General features: G+C 47.1%; 1 protein-coding gene. It reads left to right on the plus strand.

The window, feature by feature from the left end; genetic code table 11:
- Window positions 1–4: 4 nt before the first annotated feature.
- The gene (locus tag DDR33_RS09555; protein ID WP_109415560.1) at window positions 5–1,429 is read left to right on the plus strand and encodes a sialate O-acetylesterase; all 1,425 of its coding nucleotides are present in this window, start codon (window positions 5–7) and stop codon (window positions 1,427–1,429) included.
- Window positions 1,430–1,432: the final 3 nt, after the last annotated feature.

The raw sequence follows: 1,432 nt of genomic DNA on the forward strand, positions 1-1,432 counted from the left end.
AAAAATGAAAAGAACAGGCATATTTATATTCTTTTTCTGCGCTTCATTAGGTATGAAAGCGCAGGTGAAACTTCCGTCGGTATTTACGGATAACATGGTATTGCAGCAGCAGGCGCAGGTTCCCGTATGGGGATGGACAAAGGAGGGAGCTGCTGTTAATGTGGTGACCTCATGGGATGGGAAGAGTTATTCGGTGAAGGCTGATAAAGCCGGAAAGTGGAGGGCGACCATTTCTACTCCTTCAGCAGGAGGTCCGTATGAAATGACGATAAGTGACGGCACGCCTGTTAAGCTGAGCAACATCCTGGTAGGAGAGGTTTGGCTTTGCACCGGGCAATCCAACATGGAAATGCCTTTAAAGGGATTTAAGGGGCAGCCAATACTCGGTTCAAACGACGCCATATTAAAGTCGCGGAACAAGAACCTGAGGATTTATACTGTACCCCGTTCCTCACAAAAGGAGCCGCAGGCCAATAGCAAGCCCTCACCCTGGAAAGTGGCGGGGCCTGAGACGGTATCAAATTTTAGCGCGACAGGTTATTTCTTCGGCCGCCTGCTTAATGAGATGCTGGACATTCCCGTAGGACTGATCAACGTCAGCTATGGAGGTTCTACCATAGAAGCGTGGATGGATCCTGATGTACTAAAGTCCTTTCCTGAAATTAAGATCCCCGGTAAAAGCGATTCTATCAAGGTGGTCAACCGTACGCCGACAACGCTTTTTAACGGGATGCTTCATCCCGTGATCGGATATGGAATCAAAGGATGTATCTGGTACCAGGGAGAATCAAATTATGAAAGGCCCGACCAGTACGAAATTCTTTTTCTGGCAATGGTGAAACGGTGGCGTTCCTTGTGGGCTCAGGGCGATTTTCCTTTTTACTACGTTCAGATTGCTCCTTTCAACTATTCGCAGCTTCCGCCTTATAATTATGGTGGAAAGTTTAATTCTGCCTACCTGAGAGATGCACAGCGTAAGTCGGCAGCAAAGATCCCTAATTCTGCCATGGCGGTAGTTCTGGATATTGGAGAGGAAAATTGTATACATCCTGCTCATAAAGAAGAAGGTGGTAAGCGACTGGCCTTGCTTGCTCTTGCGAAGACTTACGGCATGCAGGGTTTCGGGTTTGCCAGCCCCGAATATGAATCATTAACAGTAAACGGAAGTATCGCTGTGCTTAAATTTACAAATGCGGCTAACGGCATTACTTCATTCGGAAAAGAGCTTTCAAACTTTGAGATTGCCGGAAAGGATAAAACATTTTATCCTGCAAAAGCAGTTATAAACGGGGGAAGTTCCGTTGCTGTATCTTCACCGATGGTAAAAGAACCAGTTGCTGTGCGGTATGCATTTAAGGATTTTGCGATCGGCGACCTGTTTGGTAACGACGGCCTTCCGGTGGCGTCGTTCAGAACGGATGAATGGTGAGGG

Origin of the sequence: Pararcticibacter amylolyticus, assembly GCF_003130405.1 — a bacterium.
Classification (GTDB): domain Bacteria; phylum Bacteroidota; class Bacteroidia; order Sphingobacteriales; family Sphingobacteriaceae; genus Arcticibacter; species Arcticibacter amylolyticus.